The organism is Rhodococcus sp. NPDC003382, from assembly GCF_053589135.1.
This window is the reverse complement of record NZ_JBSFRH010000068.1, coordinates 23,267-30,160: the sequence shown is the minus strand read 5'-3', so window position 1 is coordinate 30,160 and position 6,894 is coordinate 23,267. Positions and strand designations below refer to the sequence as shown.

The window sequence follows — 6,894 nt, the reverse complement described above, 5'->3', positions numbered from 1 at the left end:
GACTACGAGACGCGCTACCGTGAGCAGCGCACCACCGCCCCCTCAATCCCCGAGGTGGCCTGAACGAAGTCTCCACCGGATCCAGGACGGTTCATCGCTGACGCCCAGGCGTCATATCAGGGTCTGGGTAACGATGCGGCATGGGTCGCCCACCTCCTCCCTGTCTACGCAGGGGCATGGAACAACTTCGTCGGCCTGCAAGCACAATGCCGGGCCGACGAACAGGTGCGCGTCGCGGAACTGGAGGAGGAAGCCCGTCGGGCCGAGGAACAGCGCCGCATCCACGAGGCGGCCGCGGCCGCCGCCGAAGTGCGCCGGCAGCAGCAGGCCCAACTCGATGCGCTCCGAGCCGGTCCGGACGGCCGGCTCTACACGGCGGACGACGACCACACGACCTACGGATTCGATGCCGACGGCAATCTGTATTCGGTGCCGACACCCGCACCCACCTACAGCTCTGACGGATCGGGCGGTGGTGGCGGAGGAGGGGAGAGTTGGTTCTGTCGGCGCAAATGGTGGTGCTGACGGCGGCGGCGCGCGTCGCCACATGCCATTGAGAATCGGCGTGGCTGCGCTCTCCCGGGGTGACCTTTATGTGTGCTGAACTGCGCAGACGTCACGTCCCGCAGTAGCTCTGTATACGGCAGTGCTCCCGCTCCGCGAATACCGGCGCGGGGGCACTGTGCTGTCCGAAACAGGTGTCATGAGCTGGGAAAATGACACGTCCCAGGATGGTGCAGGTCAGGTCGTCTATTCGGTCGTGTCCGGCTTGTCGGCGGTGGTGCGCCGGCGCGGCTTGCGTAGGTCGGTGCGTGCGCCGCGGCCTGGCCGGTTGTGGGCCCACTCGACGATCTCGCTGCGCTTCCACAACGGGGTGTTGCCGATCTTCTCCACCGGCTTCGGGGCGTGGCCGCGGTTGACGTAGGAGTGGAACGTGACCGGCTTGATCTCGTCGCCGGTTTCTTCTTTGAGCAGGTCAACGCACTGCTGGGCGGTGAGGCGGTTCGGGTTCGCCATCGTCTCTGTCGCCTTTCTTCTCTCGGGGGCACTGCCGTGGCAGCCGTGCCGACTGTTCGGTGCCGCAAACTTTACATACCTTCATTGCTTTGTAGAAACCCCTGGTGTGGCATCCCGTCGATATTCGGGGTTGCAACTATGCAAATATCTATTGTAATGTTGTCTCCGGAAGATGCACCGGGGAAAGGAAACCGAATGTCGATCATCACTGTTGTTGCGGTTCTCGCGCTTACTGCTGCGCTCGTCTGGAAGATCGGCGCACCGGTTGCCCGCTTCGTCGGCGCCGCCCTGGTGATCGTCTCGCTGGTACTCGTCGTCTTCGGCGCTCCGATCGCGCCGCGGCTGCCGCTGCTCGCCGTCGGCGCGGCCCTCTGGCTGGCCGGTCACTTCCTGGCCGCCTACAAGAGCCGGTTCTGGCATTCGCGCCTGGCCGAGGCCATCGTCACCCGCACCCCGCTGCGGTTCCTCGACCCGGTGCGCGGCCGCGAGCACCGCCGCGCGCGGCGCACGGCCCCCGCCGCGACCCGCCGCCGGTCCGCCGACGTGGTCTCCGGGCCGGTCGACCACTTCGCTGCGTGGGAACGGGAACTGACCGCTGACACCGCCCCGGCTGCCGCCGTGGCCAATCACGTCCCTGCGCGTCCGGTCCGGACGCCGCGCGGCGTCGTCTACAGCAAGCGCGCCGCCAAGGTCGCCACCAACCTCGCCGTTCGCAAGGTTCCAGGGGCCCGCGCCGCGCGCTCGGCATGGCGGTTTCTCCGCTGACCGGCCGCGCGCGGCCCCGACCAGCACATTCGATCAGAAAGGACGGACCGCCTGTGTCCGCATTGACCATCACTCACACGCATGCCGAGGGAACTCTCATCGACGGCACGAGCCGCGGTGACGGCTCCGGCGAGGTCCTGAAGACCAATCGCTGGCGCTGGTCCCGGGGCCTCGGTTCCTGGTACATCCCGCAGTCCCGGGACCGCCGCGCGAAGCTGGCCCAGATCAACACCACCGCCGCCGCACTGCGCGCCGCAGGGTTCACGGTCGAGGTCGACATCGACGACGACTACCGGCCCACCGCCCGCGTCGAGGCCGACAAGATCGCCCGCCAGGGGGCCCGTGTCGACGCGCTCGATGCCAAGGCCGACCGCAAGGCCGGAACCGCGCAGGCTGCGTGGGCTGCGGACGAGGCCGCCCACGCCGCGCTGCCCGAGGGCGGCGAACCGATCAAGGTCGGCCACCACAGCGAGCGCCGGCACCGCAAGGCGATCGAGAAGTCCTGGAACGCCCTGGGCAAGGCCGTGGAAGCCGAGCGGGCCGCGGCCACCGCGCGCGGCCGCGCCGACGCCGCCGCCAAGACCACCGAGGCCCGCTATGCCCCGGTCACCGTCGCCCGCCGGATCGCCAAGCTGACCGCCGAGCTGCGCCGCCTCGAACGTGACCGCGACGGCTACACCCGCACCCTGCACACGAACGCGCAGACCGGGCACAAGTACGTCGAGACCCGTGAGGCCGCGACCGGCGACTACCGCGATCGGGTGCTCGCCGAGATCGACCACACGGCCGATGAGATCGCCTACTGGGAGGGCGTGCGCGCGCACCAGCTCGCCGCGGGCACCGCCACCGCCTACAGCCGCGAGGTGCTCGCCGTGGGTGATCTGGTCCGCTATGTCGGGCATTTCCATCGGGTGCTCAAGGTCAATGCGAAGTCGGTGACCATCGGTTCGATCGTCGGCGGCTCGTGGACCGATCGCGTCCCCTACAGCGAGATCCGCGGGCTGCGCGACGCCGACGGGAACGTGGTGCGCATCGTCGACGGCGCGCGGGTGATCGAGACCGAGACCAGCACCGAGACCGGCACCGAGACCGGCACCGAGACCGGCACCGAGACCGGCACCGAGACCGGCACCGAGACCGGCACCGAGACCGGCACCGAGACCGGCACCGAGGCCAGCGCCGAGACCGACGCGGCCTGACCACCGCACCTCCCCGGGCGCCCCGAGGGCGCCCGGGGAGGTGCCCCACCGCGAGACCGACATCCGCACTGCTCGAGAGGACAGAGACCATGACCGTCACCGCAGCCGACCCGGCCGTGATCGACCCGAAGCGCGTCGACCGCGGGCTCGCCGACCTGCACGCGCGTCGCTGGGAGATCATCGACCGGATCGACGCCACCTACCGCTCGATCCACAACGCGGTCGACGACCGTCAGGTCAGCCGTACCAGGTGGGCGATGACCGACCAGGCCGCCTACGACCGCCTCGTCGAGCTGCTGGGCACCCCGAATCCGGCTCCGCGCCTGCGGGACTACGCGTACCTGATCGACCGGCTCGCCCAGTACCGCGACGCCCGGGCCGCGATCACCGCCGAGATCGACGCCGCCGAAGCCCCCTACCGGGCGACGCCGTGGCCGAGGTTCTACGTCGTCGACCGTGGCCACATCCACGCCAACCCCCACTGCCACACCCTGCGCCCGTCCACGCGGCTCGGATGGCTGCCCGACCTGTCCGGCGACACCGAAGCCGACGCCGTCACCGCGCACGGCCCGCTGCTGTGCACGCACTGCTTCCCCAGCGCGCCGGTCGCATGGACCGTCGGGCCCGCCAAGGTCGAGGACCCGAGCATGTGCAGCCACAAGCGCATGCGGGAGTGGAAGACCCGTGGCCGCTACGCCTGGTGCAAGGAATGCGGCGGTCTCGCGTCCGTGACGTCGGTCGGCAACCTCCGCAAGCACAAGCGGCCCACCTCGGCCTGACGCCCGCCGGCGCGGTCAGGAGCGCTCACCCCGGGCGCTCCTGGCCCCGCCGCCGACCGGCTCGGGGAGAACCGATGTCGTGCAGGGCGTGGCGATGCTCCCGCGTCGTCCGCTCCGGCACCGGGGATCTACACGAAGTTCTGAACTGCAACGACGAACGTAACGACGAACGTAAGGACACGACATGAGCGAAGCCATCACCAACCGCCACGGCGACGAGATCCGCATCGGGCAGCTGTGGACCGACGATCCCAGCCGCACCTCGCGCCGCACGCTGCGCGTCGACGGATTCGAGAACGCAGGCCAGCTCGGTGCGCGCGTGGTGTGCACCGTCATCGGTTCCCTCGACACCGAGACCGGGCAGGTCACCGCACCCGGCCGCGTCGTGGCGATCAAGGCGGACAGCCTGCACACCACCGCAGCAGGCAGGGGCTACCGCCTCGCCGACGTGGCCGATTGGCGTCCCTTGCTGTGATGTCGGGGCCCTCGACCACGATGGGCGAAGCGAAGGGAGGACCCGTGCAGCAGATCCAGTCCCCGCGCGCGTGGGCGGCGGCCGTGCTCGCCGACGGCGTGGCCTGCATCGTCGATGTGGAGACCACCGGATTCGAGGGCTCGATCGTCGAGATCGCGGCCATCGATGCCGCGACCGGCGCGGTGTTGCTCGACACGCTCGTGGACTGCGGCCCCGCGGCGATCGAACCCGGCGCGCACGCGGTGCACGGGATCACCGCCGCCGACCTGATCGGTGCGCCGCGCTGGCCGGAGGTGTTCGCGCAGCTGGCCACTGTGACCGAGGGCCGGGTGGTCCTGGCCTACAACGCGCCGTTCGATCACGGGCGGGTCCTGCACGACTGCCACCGCGCGGGCCTCGATCCCGCCCACCTTGCCGAGCCCGGCCGCTGGCAGTGCGTGATGGCCCGGCGCTGCGAAGCGCTCGGCCTGGGCCCCGGTGGCCGTCTGCGGCTGGGTGGTGGCCACCGGGCCCTGGCCGATGTGCGCGCGACCCGCGCGCTGGTGATGCTGCTTGCCGAGGGGAAACCCGACACGGCCGGGCTGGCCGCACTCGCGGCCCGCTCTGCTGATGAGGCCCGCCCGGGTGAAGACCGAGAACACGCTGTGCGTCTCGACGATCGGGCCGTGCAGTGACCGACAGGGGGAATATGACCGACGAACAGAACACGGGGACGACCGGCGACGAGCGATCGAACGCCGCACGGCGGCCGACCCGCCGCAAGAGTCTCGACGAGCACATCGTGGAGATGGACGGAATCGTCGCGCTCGCTCCGTCAGCGCGGTGCCGGTCCCTGGGTGCCGTACGTCTGGCGGGGGCGGCGGCGTTGATTCTGGGGGCGGCGGTGATGGCGGTCGGATTCGTCATCACCACGTTGTGTCTGATCCTCGCCCCGGATCTGCTCTCCGCAGTGCTCACCGAAGGCAACGACGCTGCGCCGGGTGCAGGCGAGCAGACTCTGACTTACGGGGCGTGTGCCTTCACTGTGGGCGCGGGCGCCACTGCGCTCGGGTTCACGGTCCTCGGCGCCGCGCGGCGCCGAGTAGACACCCACGGGGCTCTGACCACCGCGGATCTGGCCGCTGCGCCGAAGAATCTGGCGGATCCGTTCCGGCGTGCGGTCACCGCGGCGGAGACGATCCGCAGCTCGGTCGCCTACCGCGAACACTGGATGACCGACGTCGATCTCGACGCCGCACTGTGGGACCTGGCCCAGCACGTGCAGGCCGGAACCCGGCTGCACGCCGAGCTGAAGGCCGCCCCCGACGGGCCCGAGTACCGCGACCAGATCGACCGGGCCCGTGCGGCGCACGGCGAGTGCCTGATGCACGTGCGCGGCGGCGCGGACCGGCTCGCGAGCCTGGCGCAGCGGGTCGAGGCGTTCGATCGGGAACTGAGCGAACCCGCGCGCCGGGCCGAACTGGAGAAGTCGCGGGAGCTGCGCGCACAGCGCGACGCCGAGCGAGCGGCGCGACTGTCTGTGGTTGTCACCGAAGTCGAGGCCATCGAACCGGCGCTCGGTGGTGTCGTCGACCGCGCGACCGGCGTGCTCGACGCCTACGACGAGCTGCCGAAAAATCCTTCTGAGCTGCATGGATGACACGTCCCGGCGGGTGGCCGGCGCGATGTGAGTCGCTGGTGCCGGGTACCGAGTCGCGAACTCGGTACCCGGCATTTTTTCGTGGACTGTAGGGCCCCGGAAAGGTGCTGTGACCTGCGCGGATGACACGTCCCGGGTGGGGGTGTCGCCGCGTGGCCCGGATTTCCCGCTTGCAACTATGCAAATGTTGTTTGTATAGTTATGCCTGTCGGAAACGCCGAACGAAGGAGTCAGAAAATGTCGAATGCCGCTGTCGCAGAACTTGTTACCGTCACCGTCGCCGGAACGCCGGTCCGTGCGGAGATCACCGAGATCATCAAGTTCCACACCAGCGAGGACGGCCGGTTCGCCGATGTGCGCCTGGCCGACGGCACGGTCGTCGGCCGCGCGGACACCCTCGACATCGAACTGACCGCCGCCGCGCGCGGCGCGATCGCGGCCGCCTGACCGCCGCGTCGAACTCGAAACCCTAACCCCGACACAGGAGGTCGCTCATGACTGTACCCGCCACCGCACTGCCCGCCGGTTTCGCTACCGAGATCGACGGGGCCGCCGCGCTCGTCGTCGGCTACGTCCACAGCTTCCCGCGCCATCCGCAGCGGGGCGCGCTGGTACAGCCGTTCGGCGGCGCGCAGACCTCGGTCTCGGCCACCGGGGTGATCGGGGTACCGCTGTACGCGCTGGTCTCGGTCGAATGGGCGATCGAGGTGACCACCGTCGAACTCGGCGGCCGCACCCGCACCGTGTTCGCCAAGGGCTGGCTGGGCACCCCGCAGGCCGCCACCTGGTACCTGCACCCGGTCGCTCACCGCGCGGATCTGGGCGTCTACGCGCTCGACACCGATGCGCGGTACGCCGCGAGCGGCCGCGACGCGCAGGTGCCCGCGCAGGTCCGCGAGGTCGTGCGGTCGTGGGGTTTCGGGGGAGCCGGCGGTGTCCCGGCTCGCGCGGCGGTGCACAACTTCGCGCTGTAGCGCGAGGAAAGTGCTGGTCAACCACCTCGGACACATTCTAAGTTGT

The 6,894-nt window shown here is 70.0% G+C and carries 10 protein-coding genes; 9 read left to right on the top strand and 1 reads right to left on the bottom strand.

The genetic code is table 11. The features are described 5' to 3' along the window. The first annotated feature begins 225 nt into the window (after window positions 1–225). Window positions 226–525 carry a hypothetical protein gene (locus ACWDUD_RS28575; RefSeq protein ID WP_450111526.1) on the top strand — a complete coding sequence of 100 codons (300 nt, stop codon included), beginning with the start codon at window positions 226–228 and terminating at the stop codon, window positions 523–525. Window positions 526–750: 225 nt separating this feature from the next. Here ACWDUD_RS28575 and ACWDUD_RS28570 read toward each other — a convergent pair whose 3' ends face one another. Beyond that, entirely contained in the window at window positions 751–1,017 is a 267-nt protein-coding gene (locus ACWDUD_RS28570; RefSeq protein WP_450111525.1) for a helix-turn-helix transcriptional regulator, read from the bottom strand. Window positions 1,018–1,212: 195 nt separating this feature from the next. Here ACWDUD_RS28570 and ACWDUD_RS28565 point away from each other — a divergent pair, with 195 nt between their 5' ends. The 8 genes from ACWDUD_RS28565 to ACWDUD_RS28530 all read left to right on the top strand — a co-directional run bounded on the left by ACWDUD_RS28565 (window position 1,213) and on the right by ACWDUD_RS28530 (window position 6,848). Then, a complete protein-coding gene (locus ACWDUD_RS28565; RefSeq protein WP_450111524.1) occupies window positions 1,213–1,782 on the top strand; it encodes a hypothetical protein in 570 nt (189 codons plus the stop codon). A 53-nt stretch (window positions 1,783–1,835) separates the two neighbouring features. Then, window positions 1,836–2,981 carry a DUF3560 domain-containing protein gene (locus ACWDUD_RS28560; protein WP_450111523.1) on the top strand — a complete coding sequence of 382 codons (1,146 nt, stop codon included), beginning with the start codon at window positions 1,836–1,838 and terminating at the stop codon, window positions 2,979–2,981. A gap of 89 nt (window positions 2,982–3,070) precedes the next feature. After that, on the top strand, window positions 3,071–3,760 hold the full coding sequence (locus ACWDUD_RS28555) for a hypothetical protein (protein WP_450111522.1): 690 nt from the start codon (window positions 3,071–3,073) through the stop codon (window positions 3,758–3,760). 184 nt (window positions 3,761–3,944) lie between these two features. Continuing rightward, window positions 3,945–4,235, top strand: a complete 291-nt coding sequence (locus ACWDUD_RS28550) for a hypothetical protein (protein ID WP_450111521.1) — start codon at window positions 3,945–3,947, stop codon at window positions 4,233–4,235. Window positions 4,236–4,279: 44 nt separating this feature from the next. After that, complete coding sequence (locus tag ACWDUD_RS28545) at window positions 4,280–4,909, top strand: 3'-5' exonuclease (RefSeq protein WP_450111520.1); 630 nt, start codon at window positions 4,280–4,282, stop codon at window positions 4,907–4,909. 14 nt (window positions 4,910–4,923) lie between these two features. Then, complete coding sequence (locus tag ACWDUD_RS28540) at window positions 4,924–5,874, top strand: hypothetical protein (RefSeq protein ID WP_450111519.1); 951 nt, start codon at window positions 4,924–4,926, stop codon at window positions 5,872–5,874. Window positions 5,875–6,111: 237 nt separating this feature from the next. After that, complete coding sequence (locus ACWDUD_RS28535; protein ID WP_450111518.1) at window positions 6,112–6,321, top strand: hypothetical protein; 210 nt, start codon at window positions 6,112–6,114, stop codon at window positions 6,319–6,321. Window positions 6,322–6,368: 47 nt separating this feature from the next. Beyond that, window positions 6,369–6,848 (top strand): hypothetical protein, encoded by a 480-nt coding sequence (locus ACWDUD_RS28530; RefSeq protein ID WP_450111517.1) that lies wholly within the window; start codon window positions 6,369–6,371, stop codon window positions 6,846–6,848. The last annotated feature ends 46 nt before the right edge of the window (window positions 6,849–6,894 follow it).